Source organism: Actinomycetes bacterium, from assembly GCA_022599915.1.
In the GTDB taxonomy this organism is placed as follows: Bacteria; Actinomycetota; Actinomycetes; order S36-B12.
Map to the genome: position 1 here is coordinate 82590 of JAHZLH010000027.1, position 23191 is coordinate 105780.

The 23191-nt window shown below is 60.3% G+C and carries 26 protein-coding genes; 7 read left to right on the forward strand and 19 right to left on the reverse strand.

Features of this window, described 5'->3' with window-relative positions:
• Nucleotides 1–9 precede the first annotated feature (9 nt).
• The 6 genes from K0U62_05485 to K0U62_05510 all read right to left on the reverse strand — a co-directional run bounded on the left by K0U62_05485 (nucleotide 10) and on the right by K0U62_05510 (nucleotide 3914).
• Nucleotides 10–498, reverse strand: a complete 489-nt coding sequence (locus K0U62_05485; protein ID MCH9800978.1) for a hypothetical protein — start codon at nucleotides 496–498, stop codon at nucleotides 10–12.
• Between the two features lie 73 nt (nucleotides 499–571).
• Nucleotides 572–1756, reverse strand: coding sequence for an ArsA family ATPase (locus K0U62_05490; protein MCH9800979.1), 1185 nt, complete (start codon nucleotides 1754–1756; stop codon nucleotides 572–574).
• Nucleotides 1753–2193, reverse strand: a complete 441-nt coding sequence (locus K0U62_05495; protein MCH9800980.1) for an SRPBCC family protein — start codon at nucleotides 2191–2193, stop codon at nucleotides 1753–1755. The genes K0U62_05490 and K0U62_05495 overlap by 4 nt, the downstream gene beginning before the upstream one ends.
• 44 nt (nucleotides 2194–2237) lie before the next feature.
• Nucleotides 2238–3005: a metallophosphoesterase gene (locus tag K0U62_05500; protein MCH9800981.1), complete on the reverse strand. Its 768-nt coding sequence runs from the start codon at nucleotides 3003–3005 to the stop codon at nucleotides 2238–2240.
• Nucleotides 3005–3493, reverse strand: coding sequence for a hypothetical protein (locus tag K0U62_05505; protein MCH9800982.1), 489 nt, complete (start codon nucleotides 3491–3493; stop codon nucleotides 3005–3007). Before K0U62_05505 ends, K0U62_05500 begins: the two co-directional genes overlap by 1 nt.
• Nucleotides 3494–3500: 7 nt before the next feature.
• On the reverse strand, nucleotides 3501–3914 hold the full coding sequence (locus K0U62_05510; GenBank protein MCH9800983.1) for a polyketide cyclase / dehydrase and lipid transport: 414 nt from the start codon (nucleotides 3912–3914) through the stop codon (nucleotides 3501–3503).
• Between the two features lie 133 nt (nucleotides 3915–4047).
• On the opposite strand from K0U62_05510, the gene K0U62_05515 reads away from it, so the two are divergent.
• Both K0U62_05515 and K0U62_05520 read left to right on the forward strand, forming a co-directional pair.
• Nucleotides 4048–5841: a long-chain fatty acid--CoA ligase gene (locus K0U62_05515; protein MCH9800984.1), complete on the forward strand. Its 1794-nt coding sequence runs from the start codon at nucleotides 4048–4050 to the stop codon at nucleotides 5839–5841.
• A gap of 271 nt (nucleotides 5842–6112) precedes the next feature.
• Nucleotides 6113–6289, forward strand: a complete 177-nt coding sequence (locus tag K0U62_05520) for a hypothetical protein (GenBank protein ID MCH9800985.1) — start codon at nucleotides 6113–6115, stop codon at nucleotides 6287–6289.
• Nucleotides 6290–6333: 44 nt separating this feature from the next.
• On the opposite strand, the gene K0U62_05525 is transcribed toward K0U62_05520, so the two are convergent.
• The 5 genes from K0U62_05525 to K0U62_05545 are packed head-to-tail and all read right to left on the reverse strand — an operon-like array spanning nucleotide 6334 to nucleotide 10973.
• Nucleotides 6334–6597, reverse strand: a complete 264-nt coding sequence (locus K0U62_05525; protein ID MCH9800986.1) for a hypothetical protein — start codon at nucleotides 6595–6597, stop codon at nucleotides 6334–6336.
• Between the two features lie 60 nt (nucleotides 6598–6657).
• Nucleotides 6658–8454 carry a cytochrome bc complex cytochrome b subunit gene (locus tag K0U62_05530; protein ID MCH9800987.1) on the reverse strand — a complete coding sequence of 599 codons (1797 nt, stop codon included), beginning with the start codon at nucleotides 8452–8454 and terminating at the stop codon, nucleotides 6658–6660.
• Nucleotides 8451–9539 carry a Rieske 2Fe-2S domain-containing protein gene (locus K0U62_05535; protein MCH9800988.1) on the reverse strand — a complete coding sequence of 363 codons (1089 nt, stop codon included), beginning with the start codon at nucleotides 9537–9539 and terminating at the stop codon, nucleotides 8451–8453. The genes K0U62_05530 and K0U62_05535 overlap by 4 nt, the downstream gene beginning before the upstream one ends.
• Nucleotides 9536–10321, reverse strand: a complete 786-nt coding sequence (locus K0U62_05540; protein MCH9800989.1) for a c-type cytochrome — start codon at nucleotides 10319–10321, stop codon at nucleotides 9536–9538. The genes K0U62_05535 and K0U62_05540 overlap by 4 nt, the downstream gene beginning before the upstream one ends.
• 43 nt (nucleotides 10322–10364) lie before the next feature.
• A complete protein-coding gene (locus K0U62_05545) occupies nucleotides 10365–10973 on the reverse strand; it encodes a heme-copper oxidase subunit III (GenBank protein MCH9800990.1) in 609 nt (202 codons plus the stop codon).
• Nucleotides 10974–11162: 189 nt separating this feature from the next.
• Here K0U62_05545 and K0U62_05550 point away from each other — a divergent pair, with 189 nt between their 5' ends.
• Nucleotides 11163–11573 carry a hypothetical protein gene (locus K0U62_05550; GenBank protein ID MCH9800991.1) on the forward strand — a complete coding sequence of 137 codons (411 nt, stop codon included), beginning with the start codon at nucleotides 11163–11165 and terminating at the stop codon, nucleotides 11571–11573.
• Between the two features lie 58 nt (nucleotides 11574–11631).
• Nucleotides 11632–12696 carry an anthranilate phosphoribosyltransferase gene (gene trpD, locus K0U62_05555; GenBank protein ID MCH9800992.1) on the forward strand — a complete coding sequence of 355 codons (1065 nt, stop codon included), beginning with the start codon at nucleotides 11632–11634 and terminating at the stop codon, nucleotides 12694–12696.
• Here trpD and K0U62_05560 read toward each other — a convergent pair.
• Nucleotides 12603–14465: a DEDD exonuclease domain-containing protein gene (locus K0U62_05560; GenBank protein MCH9800993.1), complete on the reverse strand. Its 1863-nt coding sequence runs from the start codon at nucleotides 14463–14465 to the stop codon at nucleotides 12603–12605. The genes trpD and K0U62_05560 overlap by 94 nt on opposite strands.
• 297 nt (nucleotides 14466–14762) lie before the next feature.
• Between K0U62_05560 and K0U62_05565 the strand changes: the two genes are divergently transcribed.
• On the forward strand, nucleotides 14763–14954 hold the full coding sequence (locus K0U62_05565) for a hypothetical protein (protein ID MCH9800994.1): 192 nt from the start codon (nucleotides 14763–14765) through the stop codon (nucleotides 14952–14954).
• A 47-nt stretch (nucleotides 14955–15001) separates the two neighbouring features.
• On the opposite strand, the gene K0U62_05570 is transcribed toward K0U62_05565, so the two are convergent.
• The 4 genes from K0U62_05570 to coxB all read right to left on the reverse strand — a co-directional run bounded on the left by K0U62_05570 (nucleotide 15002) and on the right by coxB (nucleotide 19334).
• Nucleotides 15002–16198, reverse strand: coding sequence for a L,D-transpeptidase family protein (locus tag K0U62_05570; protein MCH9800995.1), 1197 nt, complete (start codon nucleotides 16196–16198; stop codon nucleotides 15002–15004).
• 204 nt (nucleotides 16199–16402) lie between these two features.
• Entirely contained in the window at nucleotides 16403–16798 is a 396-nt protein-coding gene (locus K0U62_05575) for a cytochrome c oxidase subunit 4 (GenBank protein ID MCH9800996.1), read from the reverse strand.
• Nucleotides 16795–18573 carry a cytochrome c oxidase subunit I gene (gene ctaD, locus K0U62_05580; protein ID MCH9800997.1) on the reverse strand — a complete coding sequence of 593 codons (1779 nt, stop codon included), beginning with the start codon at nucleotides 18571–18573 and terminating at the stop codon, nucleotides 16795–16797. Before ctaD ends, K0U62_05575 begins: the two co-directional genes overlap by 4 nt.
• Nucleotides 18570–19334, reverse strand: a complete 765-nt coding sequence (gene coxB / locus K0U62_05585) for a cytochrome c oxidase subunit II (GenBank protein MCH9800998.1) — start codon at nucleotides 19332–19334, stop codon at nucleotides 18570–18572. The genes ctaD and coxB overlap by 4 nt, the downstream gene beginning before the upstream one ends.
• A 199-nt stretch (nucleotides 19335–19533) precedes the next feature.
• Here coxB and K0U62_05590 point away from each other — a divergent pair, with 199 nt between their 5' ends.
• Together K0U62_05590 and K0U62_05595 are read left to right on the forward strand one after the other, a co-directional pair.
• The gene (locus K0U62_05590) at nucleotides 19534–20697 is read left to right on the forward strand and encodes an aminotransferase class V-fold PLP-dependent enzyme (GenBank protein ID MCH9800999.1); all 1164 of its coding nucleotides are present in this window, start codon (nucleotides 19534–19536) and stop codon (nucleotides 20695–20697) included.
• The gene (locus K0U62_05595) at nucleotides 20694–20939 is read left to right on the forward strand and encodes a sulfurtransferase TusA family protein (GenBank protein MCH9801000.1); all 246 of its coding nucleotides are present in this window, start codon (nucleotides 20694–20696) and stop codon (nucleotides 20937–20939) included. The genes K0U62_05590 and K0U62_05595 overlap by 4 nt, the downstream gene beginning before the upstream one ends.
• A gap of 54 nt (nucleotides 20940–20993) precedes the next feature.
• Here K0U62_05595 and aat read toward each other — a convergent pair whose 3' ends face one another.
• The 3 genes from aat to K0U62_05610 all read right to left on the reverse strand — a co-directional run bounded on the left by aat (nucleotide 20994) and on the right by K0U62_05610 (nucleotide 23151).
• Nucleotides 20994–21551, reverse strand: a complete 558-nt coding sequence (gene aat, locus K0U62_05600; GenBank protein ID MCH9801001.1) for a leucyl/phenylalanyl-tRNA--protein transferase — start codon at nucleotides 21549–21551, stop codon at nucleotides 20994–20996.
• 112 nt (nucleotides 21552–21663) lie between these two features.
• The gene (locus tag K0U62_05605) at nucleotides 21664–22644 is read right to left on the reverse strand and encodes a carbohydrate kinase family protein (protein MCH9801002.1); all 981 of its coding nucleotides are present in this window, start codon (nucleotides 22642–22644) and stop codon (nucleotides 21664–21666) included.
• Between the two features lie 123 nt (nucleotides 22645–22767).
• Nucleotides 22768–23151: an iron-sulfur cluster assembly accessory protein gene (locus K0U62_05610; GenBank protein ID MCH9801003.1), complete on the reverse strand. Its 384-nt coding sequence runs from the start codon at nucleotides 23149–23151 to the stop codon at nucleotides 22768–22770.
• Nucleotides 23152–23191 lie beyond the last annotated feature (40 nt).

Consider the following 23191-nt stretch of genomic DNA (forward strand, 5'->3'; position numbering starts at 1 on the left):
AGGGAAAGGCTACTGATTTGGGGCGTCGGTTTCCTGCTCTTGATCAGACTCGGCCCGAACATCGACGGACTCGTCGACCACAGCGCCGGCTTCGTCAGGTTCCGGCCAGTCCTCAAAGTCCTCGTCCAGCGGCACGTGGCGAACCCGATCATCGTCAGTTTGGTCTGGAGTGCCGACGATGGTGCGCACGGTGTCGGCGAATTCCACGGCTGCGGCTGTCAGTCGCTCCACGTGCTCGGGGCTCAAGGATTTCGCCCGCGCCATGGCCTGACAAAACGGACAATAGGCGCATTCAGAGGATTCACCGGGCAGGGAACCAGTATGACCCTGCAACGTGGCGAAGGTATCCAGCAGCCGAGCACCTGCTCGCAATGCTGTGGGATCGGACATCAGCCGATCGCGGACAGCGGTGAACAGTCGACCCGCTTCTTCGGCGGCCGAACCCACCGGATCCGGCGGTACCTCGTCATTGTTGTGCCACCACGGCTCGTCGGTCATCTGCAATCTCCCGCATGGCAAGTTGGCTGCCACCAGAGTACCCAGCCACGAATCACTTCGGGGTGCACGGCTACTACCGCACCTGATCCTTCGGAAGGAAACGCACTCGTAAAACCCCGTCAGCGAGTCCAGCACCCACTACTTGGTGCCGTTGCAGCGCCGAGGGCAAAGCCAAGACTCTCCGATACCCGCCAACGGTGACAATCAGTTCTGTATTGCGCTCCGCAAGATCGACATCTCCCTTGACCGCCAACGGCAGCCGCAGGACGACGACGATCTGCTCGCCCAGTCGCTCCAGCTGCAGCGGTGGCTCGGCTTCGGGCAATCCCAACGGATCCTGGTCCGGGTAAACTTCACTAGCGAGTTCGCGGAGCTCCGCCACCCCGACCGGCTCCTGGCTTCGATAGGGCGCGGTCAGTACCGGCAGCGGGGCAATGTCTTGGCGAGCCTGCTGGAGTCGCTCAGCCTGCGCCTCGGCCCAGCCGCTGCGCCATTCATCAGCACCGGCAGGAAAGATTCGGTTAGCTATCCCGGCATCTACCCGGTAACCGAACAAAGCTAGTGATGTCAGTGTCCGACGAGCCTCTGCTAGCACTACTGCATCAGGGGTAAAGACCAGTCGTACTGCCGAACCTGGCGCGGTGAGTACTGATCGCACCTCCGCTAAATCATCATGCAGCCGCTCCACTGCATCCAATACATCTGAACCTGGCATCGGCACACCAGTTGTCCGAGTCAACGGTGAGCGCAAGGCAGTGACTACTTTGCGCTCCACCGGCCAGATTTTGCGCATGTACCAATCCAGTGCCTCAGGTAGGGACAGCAACCGCAGCGTCTCCGCGGTGGGTGCGCAGTCAAGGGCGATGAGATCGTAGTCGCCAGAGCGCACGTAGTTGCGCACCTCCAGGAGGGCCAATACTTCTTCGGCGCCTGGCAGCACTGTGAGTTCCTCGGCAGCGACGTTGCCGATCCCAGCGGTATCGAGCACTTTCAATAGGTACTCCTGCACCGAGCGCCAGGATCGCTCCAGCAGCATCCGGCTGTCCAACTGCAAAACGTCCAAGTGATCCGAGACCGGCAGCGGCCCACCCCCGGAGGCATCAATGCCGAACACGTCGGCCACCGAGTGCGCCGGATCAGTGGAGATCACCAGAGTTCGCAGACCCAAATCAGCCGCTGCTACCGCACTCGCGGAACATAGCGTCGACTTTCCGACGCCACCCTTGCCGGTGAACAGCAGCACTCTCGAGTCGGTCATGCCAACTCCTCCACCCGATCTTTCAGACCTTGCAGGGCTGTCCGCACAATGACCTTCTCCGCTCGTCGGCGAAGCGCCCCGATAATGGGCACCGTGAGTTTCATCGTCAGCCGATAGTGGACCGTGGTGCTACCCGCTTCCGCAGCGACGCAGCGGTAACTGCCGATCAGTTCACTCACGGTTTGACCTGCGGTGAGGTGCCAGCGAACTTCGGAATCGGTCCAAGAGTCATAGCGATAGCGGTGGCTGTCCTTGATCGGTCCGGAATCAAAGACCAGTTCCACGTCCTGTGGAAGTCCATCGGCCCCGCTGCTGTCCACCCGAGCGCTCCGGACGCCGGGACACCATTGCGGGTAATCGGGGATGTTGGCAATCACCGCCATTATCCGTTCCGGGGTCGCCGCGATTTCAATCTCGGCTTCGGTGGATTCCGGCATGGCCCCACGCTACCCCGAGCGCCCGGGCCGTGGACCGTTGCCGGTTAATCCACTGTCAAGGTGTATGGCTGTCGCCGCGATCGGAAGTGTCCGACATTGATGATTTCGGTCTTGCCGATCGTGGTACGCGCAGCCAGCGGCTGATGGACGTGACCGTGCACCAGGTAGCGAGGTTGCACTTCGCGGACGTAGTTCAGCAGCGCAACGCTGCCTCGTTCCGACCGTCGCGCGACAACGTCGTAGCAGATCTCGGGAATCGCTGGCGGAATGTGCGAACACACCACATCCACCGGACCTAAACGATCCACTTTGGCCTGAAACTCCTCGTCGCTGATCTCAAAGGGAGTTCGGTAGGGAGTTTGTAACCCGCCACCCACGAAACCTAGCCGCAGCCCACCCACTTCAGCGGTGGCACCGTCCAAAATTTGTTGACCATCGCGCGCGAAGTCCGACCACATCGTCGGGATATCGACGTTGCCGTAGGTCATTAGGCCATCTGGCATAGCGGCGAATAGTTCCGCATACTGCTCAGCCACCCGTTCCGAGATTGATTGCCATGGGTCAGCGCCGATGGCCTCCCATAGTTCCCGAGAAAATAATCGCGCCTCGTCGAATCGCAACTGCAGCCTCAGTTCGAGGTAGCGGCGAGTGTTCTCCGGGCCAAACAAGTCGCAAAAGATTCCCTGGTGAGGGTCCTCGTAGTCTAAGAAAAGGATGAGATCACCCAGACAAACGAACAAGTCGACATCCTGGTCGGCCGCTGCAAGCCCGTCCACCCGATAGTGAACATCACTGACAATGTTGATCCGCATTAGGAGAACACCGCTCCCAGCATGGTCCCGATCACAGTCAGCACCAGCATCACTCCCAGTGCACCGAGTAACGCCACAGTGATCCGGGTGCCGCGGCTAGCTAGTGCTTTACCCATCCGCGACTTCTGCTGACTCTCAGCGGCGGCCAACAGCACACCCCACTGTTCGACACCCTGTGAGGCTGCCTGCCCACTGGCCGCATGATCCGCTCCATCGAACGGCGGCGGCGCTATTGGCGGCTCAGCAGGGCCACCCAGCTGCGGAACTGGCGGGACGTTCCCCCCTGCGTGTGGTGGCGGCGGTATGGCCGGGCGCTCGCTCGGGGACAGCGATGGTGGTGATGGTGGTCGCGGCAGTGGGGGTGGCGGCAACTCGGCTAGTTCCTCCGGGGTTGGCGGTGGCCGCAGATCGGCGTGGCAAAGGGTGCACCATTGCAGTCCCGGTGATACCCGGGCGCCACAGTTGCCGCAGTTGAGATTGCTTGCCATCTGCTCGTCACCACTGCCCGGTTCCTGGTGACCGACCCGCCTCCATCTCGGCCTTCAAGGCCCACACGATGTGTTTCCAGCGCAACGCATGTCGGCGTCGTAGTCGGTCTGCTGCTCGGCGACTGCGCGGAGATTCCGAATATTGTCTAGCTTCAGAGCCCGATTGGGGGTCAGCGGGGTCGCCACGCAGGTAGTAGTGCAATATCGCGCCGTCACCAAAAGGCTCTACCCAGATTTCGGCTGATCCGACGAGTTCGCCAGTCATTGACCAGCGCAGCCCTTTCTCGCCGCGATCCATGAAGATTTGCATGGTGAGTTCGGGCCACCACGCGTTCCACCGGGCCTGCTCCGCCACGACCGCAGCCAAGCGCGCGGGCTGAACAACGATGAAGGTCTCGTCCACCAGATCTACCACGGGCACTCCCCCATCTTGCCCTATCGCTCCACATTGCGCGCTACCCACGAGGTAGTGGTACGGCTTGGTCGGGGAGGTACTCGTCGGGGGCGCTAGCGACGAGAGTAGGCTGCGGGGAAGCACCTGGGAGGTAGCACAAGTGAAAGAATTCAAAGAACCCGCCCTAGTTGGTGTCCCCGACTATGGCAGCCTCGCCTCATTCCTCGTCGACAACGTGGAAGCGGCACCTAACGACAGCGCATTTTCCGTCCCACAAGCTGACGGAACCTGGCGCCACCTGAACTATCGGCAGTTCGCCGACGAGGTCAAGAAGTTGGCCCGCGGTCTCGCCGCCAATGGCATCGCAGTCGGCGATCGCGTCGCGATCATGTCCCGTACCCGCTACGAGTGGACGCTGACCGACTTTGCCCTATGGTACGCCGGTGCCGTTCCCGTCCCGATCTACGAAACCTCCAGCGCCGAGCAGGTGGAATGGATCATCAGTGACTCCGGCGCTGTTGGTGTGTTCTTGGAGAACAGCGGTCATGAGGAGACGCTGGCTGAAGTTAAAGATCAGTTGCCAGCCCTCAAACACGTTTGGGTGTTCGACAAGGGCGCTCTGGACCTACTCAAGGATCAGGCGGAAGAAACCCCGGAAGCAGACCTGGAGAAGCGTCGCGAGTCCGTCAAGCCGGGCGACCTCGCCACCATCATCTACACCTCTGGCACGACCGGTCGCCCCAAGGGCTGCATGCTGACCCACGGCAACCTGATGTTTGAGGTTGATGCCGTGGTGGCCGCCATGCCGGAAATGTTCACCGGTGGTAACTCCACACTGCTCTTCCTACCGCTGGCACACGTGTTCGGCCGGGCCATTGAGGTGGCCTGCGTTCGAGCCCGCGTCCGGCTCGGCCATACCGCTGATGTGAAGAACCTGCTGCCCAACCTGGAGCAGTTCCAGCCCACGTTCTTGCTGAGCGTTCCGCGCGTCTTCGAGACCGTGTTCAACAAATCGCAAGCGAAGGCTGCCGCCGGCGGTAAAGAGAAGATCTTCAACGCCGCTGCCGACACTGCCATCGAGTACAGCCAAGCTCAGGATCAGGGTGGCATTGGGCTGGTGCTCAAGGTCAAGCACGCACTATTCGACAAGTTGGTCTACGGCAAGCTCCGGGCCGCCATGGGCGGCAAGATCACCCACGCGATCTCCGGTGGTGCTGCACTAGGTGAACGGCTGGGTCACTTCTACCGGGGCATCGGTATCACCATTCAGGAAGGCTACGGTCTCACCGAGACTTCTGCCGCCTCGACGGTAAACCGAGTCTCCAACTTCAAGATCGGGACGGTCGGCCGACCACTTCCTGGCACTGGCGTGAAAATCGCCGACGATGGCGAGGTGCTGCTCAAGGGGCCGCAGATCTTCCCCGGATACTGGAACAACAAGAAGGCAACCAAGGAGGTCCTCGGCCAGGATGGCTGGTTCCACACTGGTGATATCGGCACGCTGGACGAGGATGGCTTCCTGCGCATTACGGGTCGCAAGAAGGAACTCATTGTTACCGCAGGCGGCAAGAACGTCGCTCCCGCGGTGCTAGAGGACCGGCTCCGGGCCAATGCTCTGGTCAGCCAGTGCATGGTGGTGGGAGACGCCAAGCCATTCATCGCCTGCTTGGTCACGCTCGATGTCGAATCGCTACCGGTGTGGCTGGAGAACAAGAACAAGCCAGAGATGTCTTTGGCGGAGGCCGCCAAGGACGCGGACGTGCTCGCTGAGGTTCAAGCCGCAGTGGACAACGCCAACAAGGCGGTATCCAAGGCCGAGTCAATCCGGAAGTTCGCGATTCTGTCGGACGAGTGGACTGAAGAAAACGGCCAGCTCACCCCGTCCATGAAGTTGAAGCGCAACGTGGTGATGTCTCAGTTCGCCGACGAGGTGGAAGACCTCTACGCGAAGTGATCCGCTAGTCGAATACGGTCAACGGCCCGCTGCCCCTTGGGGTAGCGGGCCGTTGCGTTGCTGCTAGTCCGCAAGATCTCGACGGTGCTGTCGGAGGCCCTCGCTAGGTTTTCTACTGTTCCGCCAAGTACTGGTCAGAAACGGCTAGTCCCGACGGATCGGGCTGATGTGGCCCCCTCGCCTCGTGCGAGGAGAACGAGAGAAAGGCGCAACCGTGCAGATTGATTGCGAAACTTGTCCTGTGCGCGGCGAGGCATGCGGAGACTGCGTTGTGACGGCGCTGCTCGGACCACCGCAGCTCGACGAACGAGAAGGGGCGGCGCTCGTGCTGCTCGTCGATCGCGGACTGGTGCCACCGCTACGCGACCCCCGGACTGAGATCGAGGAGACCGGACATCCTGGCCATTACGCGGAATCCGACGGCGCCATATCGTCGCGGACTGGCTAGTAGTAGTCGCTAGCGGCAGGCTAGCGTCCCCCTGCTCTGCGGAGTCAGGGACCGCCTACTTCAGCTGGCGAGTCACCCACGCTGTGGCGCGGTACCAGCTCAATGCGGTCACTGGATCCGCACCAACGGCAGGAAACCTTTTGCACCTGCTCGCTATCCACTGCTACTTCCTCGATTTCTGGTTCACCAGCGATGGTGAAGTGCCAGTACTCCGACACCGTGCGCGTACGCACGACATCGAATCGGGTGAGATTACCGCAGTGGCCGCAACGCCACCGAGAGTCGGGATCGGGAAGGGGCATCGCCATAGTTCTTGATCCTAACCGACCCCGTAGCCGTACGAACCAGCGATCCCGGGGGCTATCTCGCTACTGTTGCGAGTTGCTGCCAGAGCCATTGCTGGAACTGTCGGCAGGATCACCGCTCTCCAGCACGTCAGTTTCTAGCGGTGGCTTGGACAACACTGCCCCGTCATGAGCGACGTGCATAGCCTCTTCCCGCTCTAGCAGTGGCTTCTCCATCTCCACCTGCTCCGCGATGTGCTCGTCAGCATGATGGATCTCATCCGCAGTGGGCTTTTCGATGGCGTCTCGGTGTATGAAGCGGGACAGACCAGCCCTACGCTTGCCCGACTTGTACTTCGGGTTGGCCACACCAGCGCTATCCGTTTCCGGGGGTTCGGGTAGCGGCTTGATGTCGGGCTTGCCCTCAATACGTGCCCGCTCGTTGTCATTGATTGGTGCATGCACCTCAATGAACTCACCATGCGGGAGCCGAAGGATGCGACCAGTCTCGCGGCCATGAAGCAGCAGATCGCGATCCCGACGTTGCAGACTCAGACAGATTCGCTTGGTAATGATGAAGGCCAAGGCGGGCAGAATGATCAGCGAGAACCTCAATAACCAGATCATAAAGTTGATGGATAAATCGAAGCCGACTGCGATGACGTCGTTACCACCACCGATCCAGAGCACCACGTAGAAGGTAATCGCCATCACCCCCAAAGCGGTGCGGGTAGGCGCATTGCGGGGGCGATCCAATAGGTGATGTTCGCGCTTGTCGCCCGTAGCCCATGCCTCAAGCCATGGATAGATGATGGCTGCCGTGACGATCAGTCCGGGCAATATCACCGTGGGAATGAAGACGTTCAGCGACAGGGTATAGCCGAAGATTACCCATTCCAGATTAGGCATGAGTCGTAGCGCCCCATCGAGCCAGCCGATATACCAGTCCGGCTGGGTACCTGCCGAGACTTGGTCAGGCGTGTAGGGGCCGAAAATCCAGATCGGGTTGATCTGCACAATGCCGGCGATGATTGTGATGAGACCGAAAATCAAGAAGAAGAAGCCGCCAGCTTTCGCCATGTAGACCGGCATTAACGGATAGCCCACCACATTTTTGTCCGTGCGGCCAGGCCCAGGGAATTGCGTATGCTTCTGCGACCACACCAGCATCAAGTGGACGGTGATCATCGCCACGATAATGCCCGGAATCAACAAAATATGTATGCCGTACAACCGCGAGATAATGTCGACGCCGGGGAACTCGCCGCCAAACAGGAGGAAGCTCGCCCAGGTACCAATAACCGGGATAGCGAGCAAAATACCTTCGATAATTCGCAGACCCGTACCGCTGAGCAGGTCGTCAGGAAGTGAGTAGCCGGTAAAGCCCGCGCCCAGAGCCAGCAGCGCTAGCGTCATACCGATAACCCAGTTCAGTTCGCGAGGCTTGCGGAAGGCACCAGTGAAGAAGATTCGGAACATGTGAACCGCTATAGCGACCACGAAGAATAAAGCCGACCAGTGGTGGATTTGCCGCATCAGCAAGCCACCGCGTACCTCGAAGGAGATCGCTAGGGCCGAGTCGTAGGCCTCCGACATCTGCACACCCTTGAGCGGGATGTACGGACCGTCGTAAATGACTTCGACGACACTGGGCTTATAGAACAAGGTGAGGTAGACGCCGGAGAGTAGTACGACGACGAAAGAATACAGCGCGATCTCGCCCAACATGAACGACCAATGGTCGGGGAACACCTTGTTCAAGTTTCGAGAAAGCCACGAGTTCGAGTGAACTCGCTCATCTACGTAGGTGGCGGCTGCAGCCCCTTTTTGCTCGACACCACTTTGCGGTTCGTTACTCACGGCCTGCGATTCGGTACTCATGGTCTACTGATCTCCCAGTAACTGGGGCCGACGGGTTCGGCGAAATCACTAACTGCTACTAGATATCCTTCATCATCCACCGTAATTGGCAACTGCGGCATCCGCCTATAGGCCGGACCGAATACTACTTCTGCTGAATCCGACAGGTCGAAGGTCGACTGGTGACACGGGCACAGCAACAGGTGGGTGCGCTGCTGGTACAGCGAGATTGGGCAGCCCACGTGGGTGCAGATCTTGGAATAACACAAGACTCCGTTGTAGTCCCAGTTGTCACCTTCCGGTGCCTGCTGGGACTGGATTTCTTCGGGGAGCATGCGCACGACGATGACGGCCGCTTTCGCGCGGGCATTCAAGTTGTGCTCTTCTTCTTCGACCTCTGGCAAATTCTCGGGTACCGCGTTCACCAAACCGCCCACCGGAATCTCATCTGCCTTAATGGGCTGGTAGGTGATGTCGGTAACCAGCCGCATGCCTGGTTCCCATATCGTCGTCTTCAGCTCAACCGACGGGGTCGAAACCGACGCGGGCTGAATCCATAAGTCTCGCAGCGAAATAACGAAAGGAATCGGCACCAGCGCCATCGCAGCCAGCATGGTGCGGCGGATGATCGGGTACTTCGCCCAGGTGCTCTGATCCCGCCCGACCTCGTAAATGTCTGCGGCTAACGCCGTTTCTTCCGGAGTGGACTTCATCGGATGGCGTTCTTGCACCACCTCGACGTTGCTCATCAGTTTCTTCGCCCAGTGCACCGCACCGGCGCCGATGAGGAAGATAGCCAAGCCAAATGTCAGCCCCATCGCCGAATTCAGCGCACTGATAGGTCCGATGAACGGAATCGACACCACCGCATCGCGTGGGATGGCGATAAAGGCAACGATGAACAGGATGACGAACAGCACCGACAACATGAACATCGTGGCGACTTGTCGGACCGCCCGGGCCTGTGCTTTGGGATCGGTATCCGTTCGCCGCAGGTGATGCTCAACATCAGCGGGTGGCCACTCGCCTGGGCGCAGTTCTTTGGTCGCACCCCCAGTCGACTGAACTAATTCCTGACCGGTCTGGTCCTGGGTGTCGTCGCTCATCGAACCTTCGCTCCGATCCAGATCGCGAGGATTACAGCCAATAGCATGCCGCCAATCCAAACAAATAGACCTTCAGTCACTGGCCCGAACCGGCCCAACGCCCAGCCACCCGGGTCATCGCTGGTTCGAAGCGACTCGATGTAAGCGATGATTTCGCGCTTGTCTTCGGGCGTAACCGTGGTGTCCGCGAAGACCGGCATCTGCTGCGGCCCGGTCAGCATGGCTTCCCAGATGTGCACAGCCTCGGTTTGCATGAGGTTTGGCGCGTACTGGCCGTCATTAAGAGCGCCGCCCCGGCCCGCAGCTTGATGACATTGTGAGCAGTTCGCACGGAACAACTCACCACCCCGGGCCACGTTGGCGTCGGAGTAATCCAGCTCGGATTCGGACGGAATCGCCGGCCCTGGCGCGAGTGAGGCGACAAACGCTGCCATCGCCTGGATTTCTTCTTCGGTGTAATCGGGGAGTTTCGCGGGGGCTTGGGCGCCAAAGTTCGCCAACGGCATCCGGCCAGTAGCCACCTGGAAGTCAACCGCAGCCGCACCAACACCGATCAGGCTGGGCCCATTGTCCGAACCCTGGCCTTGCAGACCGTGGCAACTGGAGCAGCCCTCCAAAAACAGTTTGCGACCCTGCTCGATTTGCAGCTCATCCGCCTCTACCGATTGAGCCTGCGTGGCCGAGTTGGCCGCTGCGTAAAGGCCGCCAGTAACGAGCAAGCCCAGCAGAATCACCACCAGCACTGCCGCTGGGTGGCGTCGATGTTTGGCCAGTGACGTCACACTCTCACCTCTCGTTGCTGGACGACCGAAACTTCGATGGTCCTCATTGCAGGATGTAAATCATGGCGAATAGGGCAATCCACACGACGTCGACGAAGTGCCAGTAGTACGACGTGACAATCGCCGACGTTGCCTCTTGGTGGGTGAACCTACGCGCCATGTAGGTCCTAGCAAGTACGAATAAGAACGCGATTAGGCCACCTGTGACGTGCAGTCCGTGGAAGCCAGTGGTCAGGAAGAAAACGGAACCGTAGGCGGAGCCAGAGAAGCTCATGCCCTCTTCGAACAGCTTGCCGTATTCGTACACCTGACCAGCGATGAAGAACGATCCCATCAAGAACGTCACAACGAACCAGAAGCGTAGTCGGCGCACATCACCACGTTCCGCGGCGAAAACACCCAACTGACAGGTAACTGAACTCAGCACCAGAATGGTGGTGTTGGCGGCCGCGAACGGCACGTTCAGCTTTTCGGTATCTTCTTTCCACACGTCAATGTTGATGCCGCGCGTCGTGAGGTACATCGCGAACAGACCCGCGAAGAACATAAGTTCGCTGGACAGCCAGACGATAGTGCCAACCGAAACCATGTTTGGTCGGTTGGACGGCACGTGCGCCTGCGTCTCGGCAACGGTAGTTGTGGCCACCTCCATATCCTTGCAGAATGCGCGCGAGAGCGCTGAACGACCCCCCGATATTTGTGCTACACCCGCCGCAAAAGTTGGTCAAATAGCCCAGGTTTACGTCAATTTGACCGCTATCAGCCGACCTTCGTCGGAGCCCAACGGCTGCGATGCCCCGACGATGGGTCAGGACTGCTCCGCGAGCGCTACTATCACCGCATGGCCCCACGCACGCTAAAGATCCTGGTCTACTCCGACGATCGCGATACCCGCGCTCAGGTGATGGGCCTGTTAGGGCCCCGCCCGTCGGCCGAACTCCCACGAGTGGAGTACCTCGAAGCTACATCTGACGCCATGGTGATTCAGTGGATGGATACGGGTGGAATCGATCTGGCGATCTTGGATGGGGAAGCAGTACCCGCGGGCGGCATGGGAGTCTGCCGGCAACTCAAGGACGAGATCTACAACTGCCCGCCAATCCTGCTGGTTGTGGGACGAGAGGCCGATGCCTGGCTGGCCACCTGGTCCCGGGCCGACGACGTCGCTCCGCTGCCGCTGGATCCGCTGCGGTTCGCCGAGTCGGTTGCAGCGTTGCTGCGGCAACGTATCGCGGCAACGCCAGCTTCATAACCACTTGCACCTGCCAGCCGCCGGAAATTGCCCATCGCGGCTGGCTTAGGCTGCTGCGATGAGTGATTTCACGTGGCCGCAGGTGCTGGAGCACCTGCTGAATGATGAAGATCTGTCCCCGGACGCAGCGCGTTGGGCTATGGCGCAGATCATGTCCGGATCCGCCGCTCCGAGCCAGATCGCGGGCTTTCTGGTGGCGCTCCGCGGCAAAGGCACTTCGGGCGCTGAACTAGCCACCCTGGTCGAGGTCATGCTGGATCATGCTGTCCCGGTCGACATCCCCGGGGTCACCGTCGACACCTGCGGCACTGGCGGGGATAACTCCGACTCCGCCAATATTTCCACCATGGCGGCAGTAGTTGTAGCCGCTGCTGGCGAGTACGTCGTCAAACACGGGAATCGCTCTGCCTCTTCGAAGTCGGGGTCTGCTGACGTACTGGAGGCGCTGGGAATCCCACTGGAACTCTCCGCCGAACAGGTGGCGGAATCTGTACAGCAGCACGGAATTGGATTTTGTTTCGCTCGTTCGTTCCACCCGGCCATGAGATTCGCCGGGCCAGTACGTGCCGAACTCGGTATCCGCACAGTTTTCAACGTGCTGGGCCCACTGGCCAACCCGGCACGCCCCAAAGCACAGGTAGTAGGGGTAGCAGACCCCTTAATGGCACCCATCGTGGCCGCTGCCCTCGCCGAACGCGGCAGCTCCGCGCTGGTCGTTCGTGGTGATGATGGGCTTGATGAGGTAACCACCACAACCACCACAACGTTCTGGGACTGCCGCACTGGGTCGGTTCAGCAGGCAACCGTAGACGTCGCAGATCTCGGCATCCCCAGAGCCACCGCCGCTGATTTGCGCGGCGGTGACGCGGCAGAAAACGCAGACATCATGCGTGCGGTGTTGTCGCCCGGCGATGCCGGATCACTTGCTGCGATTCGGGACGCCACCGTGGTAAATGCGGCAGCCGCACTGGTCGCCGCCGATTCGGCTCACAGCGGCGAGGCACCTGATCTCGTGCCGGCATTGGCCCGTCAGGTAGAACGAGCCAATGCCGCCATATCGTCTGGTGCCGCTAGCGAGATTCTTGCTGGCTGGGTCGCGACCGGAGCCGCCCCGCGCGAATAGTGATCGGCGCGGGGCTGCCGCGCCGGCTTAGGCATCGTCTCGGTGAACCGCTGCGGTGAATCAACTGCCAGCGACAGCGGCTCACTGCTCGCCACCAAACGAACACCCGGCTGCCACAGCCACGCCGAGATCAATGCTGATTCCTCTGGCAGCGCGGCTGTGTCACCAGTTCGGGGCGGGTCGGTATGCGCTGCGGTGGCAACTGCGGCGGCCACTGCCGCTTTGGGATCCTCCCCCGGTCGCACCCGCGCAGCTGCGGCAAGTCGGCCGTAGCGAATAACGTGCAACTCCCAGTCCTGACCATCCGCTCGGGCAGCCACAATCTCGGCAGTCGATCCCAGCAGGAGCCGCTCCGACATCTTGCTCGCACCCTGTAGCAGCACCCGCAACCGTTCCCGCTCCCGTGCCGCAGTCTCGAACTCTTCCGCCGTAGCGAGTTGCTGCATACGTTCACGCACTGCCGTGACCACTACAGACGGCTCCGCCAGTGCGGTTGCGGCTTGCTCGGCTAGTTGGGCGTACTGAGCATGGGCGGCGGGATCAATACACGGAGCACAACAAGTGCCCAGATCCGCCGCGATACAGGAAGGCGATCGGACGGAGCGGGCGATCCGAGCCGAGCACGTGCGCAGCGGAATAGCCTGATGCACAGCCTCACGTGCCATCTCAGCAACCTTGCTCGACGGAAAAGGTCCGCAATACTGCGCCCCGCGGTCAATATCGGCGCCAACCTTGCGGGCAACAGCCAGCCTCGGAAATGGCTCAACTGTCAGTTTCAGCCAGACTGCTTTGTTTGGATTCTTAGATTTGCGGTTGTACGGCGGTTGGTGTTCCGCGATGAGCCGAACCTCGCGAATCTGCGCCTCGAGATCCGTGGCACAGGGGATGGGGTGAACCCGAGCCGCGATTCGGACCATCTCCAAGATGCGCCCCCGCTTCTCCGATTTCGTGAAGTAGCTGCGGACTCGGGTCCGGATCGAGCCGGACTTTCCAACGTAGAGCGGTTGATCAGCAGGGCCCAAAAACATGTAGACCCCTGGGGCGTCCGGGAGACCGTCGGCCAAGGTCCGCTTACCGCGTTGTTCGCGGGTGATGCGGCTGCTGACCTGCATCAGGTCGGTCAGGTGGCTGACACCGAAGCCAGCCCCCCGCTCCAGCAATCCATGCAGCACAGTCACAGTTGCGCGGGCATCAGATAACGCCCGGTGATTGGGAGTGGTGTCTGCCCGGAAGTAGGCGGCCAGTGTGGCTAGTTTGTTATTGCGGACCTCGTCGCGATTGAGAAATACCCGTGCCAGCCTTGCGGTGTCCACCACCGCGGCGTCTGGCCAAACCATGTCCAACTGATCACAGGCCGCTTTCAAGAAGCCCATATCGAATCTGGCATTATGCGCCACCAGCACCGCGCCGTGGGCAAACTCCAGAAATGCGGGCAAGACCGCCCCAATGGCTGGCGCATCGGCAAGTGTGGCATCTGTAATTCCGGTGAGGGCCGCAATAAAGGGTGGCACCAGAACGCCCGGATTCACCAAGCTCTGGAATTCCCCGATCACTTCTCCCCCACGTATTCGAACCGCACCGACCTCGGTGATGTGACAGTCGCGTGGGGAACCGCCAGTAGTTTCCAAATCAACCACGACGAAATCTACCTCTGCCAGTGGTGGACCGAGATCGGTAAAGGCTGCCTGCACCGGAGTACCCGGTTTACCCAGAGCGGTCGTGCGCTGATCCGCACCAGTTTGCGGTCTGGGCTCGTTCATTGAGGGCACATCTGCACCGTAGGCGGTCACTCCGACGATCCGCCGCTGCGACGCGGCCACAGCACTGCAGCGACTGCCCGAAGAACAGGCACGACAGCGCAACAGTCGTCACATCATCGAACTACTTGGCTATTCCGGCGGACTGCGCGCCATCCTCGGCGGCGGCGTCGTGGCCGGTACATTACTTGCGGACGATTCCCGGCTGTGGGCCGCAGTCACGTTGGCCTTAACCATGTGCCTGGTCGTCGCGACCGCCATTGTGGCGGCAACTGGCCCTGGGCGGTCGCAGTTGTACTCACTCCAGCCATGTGGCTCATGCACGACGTCGACGACGAACTCGGCACCGGCTTGGCGACACTGGCAGCGGGCTTGCTGCTCGCTGGCGCGAGCGTACTGCTGACGGTGGTACGGCGGCGGACGCAGTACGGCAAGTCAACCGAGACATCTGCCGGAGTCACCCGACCAGATTCACTACCTGATCACAGCGTCACACCGTAGTTGCCAGACAGTCACAGGGCCGAACCTTCGGCCAGTGACTAGGCGTTCTAGGCGGTGAGTGCACTGCCCGCTTTCCAGTCCTTCCAGGACTCTTCCCACACGGTCCAGCCATTACCCAAGTCTTGCGACCGACCGGTGTTCTTCACGGTCAACACATCACCGATCCGGGAGAGGTTGAACAACCAGGTCGCATTGCTGGGAGCCAGGTTGATGCAACCGTGACTGACGTTGGCGTTTCCCTGCGAACCGACTGACCACGGTGCGGAGTGAACGTATTCCCCAGACCAGGTCACCCGCATCGCCCAATAGACGTCCAGCCGGTAGTACTCGGGGTCATCCTCGTCGACACCGAGCGTGCCCGCGTCCATGACGACGTGCTGTTCCTTGCTCATGATCACCTTGGTGCCACTGCGAGTCTCGTAGCCGGGTTTGCCCGTCGAGCTTGGCATTTTCCGCAACACTTTTCCGTTCTTACGAACGGTCATCACCTTGGCGGCAGAGTCTTGCACCATGATGATTTCGTCGCCGATCTTGAAGGTCTCGCGCTTGTTGTCCAGCGGATAAAAATCGTCACCAGCATTCACGCCTTTGAAATCGGCGTTGATCTTGACCTTGGTCTTCGCGGGCCAATATTTCTTGGGCCGGTAGGTGACCTGGGAATCGCCCTCCCAGTTCCATGCGCCCACGACCGGCTCGTCTGCGTTGGTTTCTACCACCAGCTTTTCTTCGATCTCCGCCTTATTCGTCACTGGCGAGTTAAAGGTCATGATGATCGGCATCCCGACGCCATAGGTAGCGCCAGGCTCGATGTTGGTCGATGCCACTAGTTCGTTCTCGGGATAGAACGTCCGGAAAGTGTCGGTTGTCCGAGTCTCGTTACCTCGCATGTCTAACGCGATGACAGAGACCGTGTACTTGGTATCGAAATCTAAGTCGCTGCCCTCGATTTGCCAGCCGGCGCCAGCCTTGACCGATTGACCACCGATCCGCTGACCATCGGGGCCAACAACGGTGACCTGCTGGATACGACCCTCTTTGACCTTGATCGCCGGGATCTCGTCGAACGTGACGTCTTTCTTGCCGAACAACTTCGACTTCACGATCGCCTGCGGTTCTGACCAAGGCGGCGTGATCATGCTCAAGGTCGGCCCACACGAGGTCACAACCAAAGCAGAAACGGTAGCCGCGACAGTGCCACCAACTACCCGTCGACGGTTTCGCCGTCGTACAACATTTTCACCCACGAACAATCCCCACGTTCTATCGATCAGGGTTTACCGACCCCACGTTCATTGCCTAGCCCTCAGTGTGAAACAACTCGACTACTTCTGCCAGCAATTTCCGCACGTAGAGACCGAGGAATTATCAAAAAAGCGACCCTGCTCACTCAAACGGGAGCAAATCCTCGGAATCCGAAGGATGACGGTACCTCAGATAGCCGAATGGCATCAGTGGGCGAAGTCACCGTAGTAATACTCGAACAGCCAGCCCGCAGCGGTCAGAAGCACCAGCAGGATTCCGAAAGCGAACATCCAGGCCGCGAAAATGAAGCCCAAGACCAGCACGAATACCGCGAAGCCAACCGCCAGCGGCCACCATGAATGCGGACTGAAGAAACCGTATTCGGGGTCGGCATCCTCGATGTTGCCATCTCGGCGATCTTCTGGCCGGGCACCGACTCGCTTAGCGGTGTACAGGATGTAAAAGCCAGCAACCAAGGTAAGGAGTCCGGTGAAGAGCAACAGCGTCGTACCAATCACATCGCGGCTCAGCCAGGCATAGGCGACACCCACAATGGTGTAGAAGAAGAAGCCTGCGGCAAAGAGCCAGCCCTCAATCTTCACTTGTCTGTCCCTTCTGCTGTGCCGGCAGAATCGTCGGCCGGCGCCGCCGACACCGCCTCGGCGAAGTGACCAACGACTTGTTCGCCGTCAGTCTTATGTTCTATGTCCGGATAATGCAGATCGAAGGCCGGTCGCTCCGAGCGGATCTTTGGTAGCGACGTGAAATTGTGTCGCGGCGGTGGGCATGACGTTGCCCATTCCAGCGAGCCGCCGAAGCCCCAAGGATCATCGACACCCACCATGGGCGCCTTCAGCCAGGTATGGAACACGTTGATCAAGAAGAACACGGTCGACGCAGCTACCAAGATAGAGCCGTAGGTCGATATCTGGTTCATCTCGGTGAACCCGTCGCTGGCTAGATAGTCACCGTAGCGACGCGGCATGCCCTTAACGCCCACCCAGTGCTGGATGAGGAAGGTCACCTGGAAGCCGATGAATAGCAGCCAGAAATGCCACTTACCCAACGTCTCGTTAAGTTTTCGACCCGTCCACTTTGGCCACCAGAAGTAATAGGCGGCAAACATCAAGAACACCACCGTGCCAAAGACGGTGTAGTGGAAGTGCGCAACCACGAAGTAGGAGTCAGAGACCGGGAAGTCCAGCGGTGGCGAGGCCAAGATCACCCCGGTTAGGCCACCAAACAGGAAGGTGGCCATGAATCCCAGTGTGAAGAGCATAGGTGTCTCGAAAGACAAGGATCCCTTCCACATCGTGCCCACCCAGTTGAAGAATTTCACGCCTGTGGGCACGGCAATCAACATCGTCATCAGCGCGAAGAACGGCAAGTAAATCGAGCCGGTGACGTACATATGGTGAGCCCATACAGCGACCGAGAGGCCGGCGATTGCGATCGTGGCGAAGACCAAGCCCTTGTAGCCAAAGATCGGTTTACGACTGAAGACTGGCAGGACTTCACTGGCAACCCCGAAGAACGGCAGCGCCAAGATATAGACCTCGGGGTGACCGAAGAACCAGAACAAGTGCTGCCACAAAATGGCACCACCATTGTCCGCGGCGAAAACTACGGTGCCGAACTTACGGTCCACTTCCAGCACCACCAGCGCCGCAGCCAGTAGCGGGAAGGCGAACAGCACCAGGATGCTGGTTACAAAGATTGTCCACGAGAACACCGGCATCCGGAACATGGTCATACCGGGCGCGCGCATGCAGAAGATGGTGGTGATGAAGTTGACCGCACCCAAAATGGTGCCGAGGCCACCCATCGCCAGACCCATCAGCCACAGATCGCCACCCACGCTGGGCGAGAAGACTCCGTCGGACAGTGGCGCATAGGCAGTCCAGCCGAAGGCTGCTGCCCCGTCTGGGGTGATCAAACTCAACGACACCGTCAAGCCGCCGAAGAAGAACAGCCAGTAGCCCAACATGTTGAGCCGAGGGAAAGCCACGTCGGGAGCGCCGATCTGCAGCGGCATGATGGCGTTACCCAAGCCTACGAACAGCGGCGTTGCGAAAAGGAACAGCATGATGGTGCCGTGCATGGTGAAGAGCTGGTTGTACTGCTCCAGGGAAACAAACTGCATCCCCGGCTCGAAGAGTTCCAGCCGGATGATCAGCGCCATCACGCCAGCGACGAGGAAAAAGACAAAGGATTGGATCAGGTAGAGGTAACCGATGATCTTGTGATCAGTACTGGTCAACCAGTTGACGATGGTTCGTCCCAGGCGAAAGTCGCTCTTGGGTTCCCACGACTCTCCTTGATAGCGGGGAGGAGTCGGATCGGCAGATTCCTTGGGGGGCTCCGCGAGAATGGTCATTCCGAGGTCCTTCCTTCGACTCCGGGTACACCGGAGGTGCCAACCCGACCCGTCTCAAGTTGACCGCTGTTTCCAGCAGCGCGTAGGTCTTCCATGTGTGCCTCGAACTCCGCCCGAGGTACGACCTTCACATCAAATAGCATCCGGGAGTGATCGACGCCGCACAACTCGGCACACTTACCGACGAACTCACCTTGTTTGTTCGGCGTCACGATGAAGGAGTTCATCTTGCCGGGAATGACGTCTTTCTTGAACAGCCAGGCCGGAACCCAGAAAGAGTGAATGACGTCCGGTGAAGTCAAGTCGATGCGCACTGGCTCATCGACCGGCAACCACAGCATGGGATCGTCTTGTGGCGTTCCGATTTCGAAAGTGTCTTCTTCTACGTAGTTGAAGGCCCAACTCCACCGGAAACCGACCACATTCACCGTATGGTCACTGGGCTTGTCAACGCTCAAGATCTCAGAGCCGTCGCGAGCCGCGAACCAGAACAGTCCGAAGATCATGATCAGTGGCGCCACCGTGTACATAACTTCGAGCGGCAGGTTGTAGGCGGTCTGCTCGGGAATGCCACTGCGCTTGCGGCGGGCAAAGAGGATGATCGCAACGATCATGAGACCCCACACCAGCATCCCCACTGGCCAGGCCGCTACCCAAGCGCCTTCCCAGAGGTCCTCAATGAGGATTCCCTCTTCCGTGGCGGGCTCAGGAATCCCGATAAACAGTGTTTCTCGAGCGCTACAACCCGTGGCAACGAGCAATGCAGCAGTCGCAAGACCGGCTCCCCCGATCCGGCGCCGAAATCGCGAGGCGTTTCCGGAACTAGCCACAGCATCATCTCCTCAACGAACCCCTTGGGGTTGCCACGGATTTCGCAGCATCGTCGACAAACAGCCGTCTGCACGAGACTAGCGCAAGAGCGGGCCGCCCACACCCGAGGGTGCCAGGTAGCGTTCAGTTATGTCCCGTTCACCGATCGACATCCGGTCAGGCACCGAAATGAGTGATGTTGAGCGGCAAAAATACCGCTATTGGGATGCAGCTTCCGGCCTGCCGCTGTCCCCCGCTGGACGGCAAGCGCTAACCACGGCCTGGGATTCTGCTTGGCCGGATCCGTCCCGTCGCTACGCCGCTGCGCGGCAATCGCACAGATTGCTGGACGCCGCCCGTAGCTCCGTGGCTAACAGGCTGGGAATTGGTGCGGCCGGGGTGTTCTTTCTGCCCGATATCGACACCGCGATCACCACGGCACTGTCTGGCTTTCCCGCGCACCGACTGCTGGTTTCTGCAGTCGAGGACACCGCAATTCTTCGAGCCACCGACGAGCGGCAACGGCGGGGAGCGGCGCTAACTACTGCGCCGGTCACTGACAGCGGGGTCGTGGCAGCTGCCGGCGTCGGCCAAGCCGCTCATCCCAGCGATTCTGCGCTGCTCGTGATTCAGGACGTGAACATCGAGATCGGCAGCCGGCAACCGTTGGCCGAACTGGGCGCACTGCTGCCGGCGCAATCCCTGGTCTTGGCTGATGGCCGAGCGTCAGTGGGTCGGGACACCGTGGCTGACAGTTGGGATCTGTTGCTGGCCGACCCGCGTATGTGGGGCGGACCGCCGGGATGTGCCGTGCTGGCAGTCCGGGAGCCGCAGCATTTTCACCCGCAGACACCCTGGCTTGGTGGATTTGCGGACATCGAGCCGGCGAATCCAGCTGTGCCATTAATCGCCGCCGCTGCGCTGGCGCTTGAGCAGCAAGCTGAAGATCGGGCGAACACCGCGGCGATCAGTGACTACCTGCGCACCACCGTGCCGGAGACCATCCCCGACTGTGAGGTCGTGGGAGTCCCGACGTCCAGTTTCATCACCATGTTCACTTTTCTGTACGTGGCAGCAGACGAGTTAATCGACGAGCTGGCCCGGCGAGGGTGGTCTTGCGCCAGCGGCGCCTCGTGCACCTCCGACACCCAACGCCCGCACCACGTGCTAACGGCGGTCGGGGCTTCCAGTCACGGAAGTCTGCGGGTTTCGCTACCACCCTGGATTAGACAGCAAGACGCCCACGATTTCGTCGCTGAACTCGCTGACATCGTGACGATATTGCGCCGCGAAGCTGGAGCTGCGGAACTATGACTGCGCCGACCGCTGAGCCGCCCGACGCCGCAGTCACTGTCGACTCACGCGGCAAGTTATGTCCCGTTCCCGTCATCGAGCTCGCTCGGGCAGCACGTTCGCTGGGCAATGGGGTCATCGCAGTGCTTGCAGACGATCCCGCTGCCGAAACCGACATCCCTGCCTGGTGTCGGATGCGTCAGGTCGAGTTGATCTGCATGGAGCAGCAGCATGACACCACTCGCTATCTCGTGCGGGTGTAGCAGCTTGCAACCCGGGCGATAGCGGGCTCGGAGCGCGGAACTCGCGGTGACGCGCTAGGAAAAGCTGGCCGGGCTCATCAGTGCCGCGCGCAGTTCGGTCAAGTAAGAGTCACGCGACCAATCAACCACTCCCAGCGTGCGCAGGTGGTCGGTGGACCACTGCACGTCGAACAAGCGCGGACCGGGGGCGGCGGCAAGTCTCCGCACCAGTTCCACGACCGCCACTTTGGAAGCATCCCGACCGTGGTGGTACATCGATTCACCGGAAAACAGACCGCCCACTTCGACGCCCACAAGGCCACCCGCCAACTTTCCGTCGGACTCCCGCACCTCGATGCTGTGGGCCCAGCCCATTCGATGCAGTTCGAGGTAGCAGTCCGCGAACTCCGGCGCGATCCAATGGCCCGGTCGAGTGCGGTCGGCGCATCCTGCCAACACCGCAGCAAAATCGGTATTGACCGTTACGGAGTAGCGCCGCAGCGAGCGGCGTAGCGATCGGCTGACGTGCAACTGATCCAGCGGAAGCACCCCGCGAGGATCTGGCGAAAACCAACCGATTAGATCGTCGGCTATCGGCATAGCGAACAGCCCACGCCGATAGCCCGCCAGCATGAGCGCTGGATCAATGCTTGCTCCGGCGGCGATGAGATCATTTCCGGGCGGGGCGTGCGCAGGATCGGGCAGCGGCACCCGCGTTGGCCGGGGCTCGACTCGAGCCATCGGCTCAACTCACACCCAGATGTCCGGCCACTTCTCGGCCAGCTTCGGCGCCGAACGCATCACCCAGTCGCTGTGCAAAGGCCGTATGTGTGAAGGAGTATTCCTGCGGACCGACTGTTTCAATCACGTAAGCAGCAAGGGTCGCACCTACCTGAGCGCATCGCTCTGGCGTGACCCCCCACCACATCCCGGCAAGGTAGCCAGACCGGAAAGCGTCACCCACTCCGGTGGGGTCCGCTTTGTCCTCTTCGGGGACGACACCCACCTCAATGGCAGGCTCCCCGCGATGCTCGATCCTGGCTCCCTTGGCGCCCAACGTAGTGATACGCACCGGAACGAGTTCCAAGATCTGCTCCGAGGTCAGACCCGTTCGCTCGTGAATCAGTGCGGCCTCGTACTCGTTATTGATCAACATGCCCGCACTATCCAGCAGGTTGCGTACCTCGTCCCCGTCCATGGAGGACAACTGCTGGGAGGGATCGGCGATGAAGGGGATGCCGCGGAATCGACATTCTTCAGCGTGGTTGGCCATGGCCTCGGGATCATTCGGACTGATCAGCAGCCAATCAATGCCGCCCAAGCGCTCCAACACCGGAGCAAGTTCGATCAACCGTGCATCAGCCATCGCCCCGGCATAGAAGGTGGCGATCTGGTTGCCGTCCCGGTCAGTGGTGCAGACGAACCGAGCTGTCTGATGAACCTCGGAGATATGAACTGATTCGGTGTCGACCCCGTGACGATCCAGCCAAGACCGGTAATCGTCGAAATCCGGCCCAGCTGAGCCCACCAACGCCGGCCGCAAACCGAGGCGCGCCATGCCGAAACTAATGTTGGCGGCTGAGCCACCGCGGCGGACCTCCAGGTCACTGGCGAGGAACGATAGCGAAATCGATTCCAGCTGCTCCTGCATTAACGACTCAGCAAAACGGCCTGGAAAGGTCATTAAATGGTCGGTTGCGATGGAACCAGTAACAACAACTCGCACGGCATGTTCCTCCCGGTAGCGCTCGGCCCAGCGTAGGACATCAGCGCAACATTCACGCGCACCTGGTGACGGGAATGAGGTTCAGCGCTTCACAGCGCCGGGCCACCGCGAAGTGGGATGGACTCAGTGGAAGGAGTCACCACAGGCGCACGACCCGGTGGCGTTGGGGTTGTCAATGGTGAACCCCTGCTTCTCGATGGTATCCACGAAGTCGATCGTCGCGCCGCCCAAGTAGGGAACGCTCATCCGGTCTACGACCACATTGACGCCACTGAAATCGATGACCTGGTCACCGTCTAGTGAGCGATCGTCAAAGAACAGCTGGTAGCGCAGTCCGCTGCAGCCCCCGGGCTGGACAGCAATACGCAGGGCCAGGTCATCGCGACCTTCGGCCTCCAGCAGGGCCTTTACCTTGCCGGAAGCGATATCGGTAAGGGTCACCGAACTGGTGGCTTCGGTGCTGGCATCCGGGGCACTGGGAACGGCCTGGGTGCTTTCGGCAGTCATTCGACTCTCCTGTCGTTGGTGACGGCGGCGCTTTCGCCTC